Here is a 255-nt window from a genome sequence, read left to right as displayed (position 1 = left end):
CGAACTCGGTCCAGTCGCTGCCGAACGGCCGCAGACTGTAGGTGATCCCGGCGTTGAACTGGGTGACGAAGTTCTCGTTCTGGAACGTCGCGCCGTAGGTGGCGACCACCGGATAATAGGTCACCGGGGAGGCGAAACTGTCGGTGCCCAGCCCCACGGTCTGGTCGAAGTGCTTGTAGTCCACCCCGACCGACAGCGTCTGGAAGAAGTTCTCGCGGCCCGGCAGCGTCATCACCGCACGGCCGCCGATGATCT

The 255-nt window shown here is 63.9% G+C and carries 1 pseudogene; it reads right to left on the bottom strand.

From position 1 onward, the window contains the following. Positions 1-255: pseudogene (locus ACZYOF_RS44740) on the bottom strand (ShlB/FhaC/HecB family hemolysin secretion/activation protein); the annotation flags it as partial.

The organism is Bradyrhizobium sp. LeoA1Lang (assembly GCF_055413685.1).
This window is presented reverse-complemented; position numbering and strand designations above follow the sequence as displayed.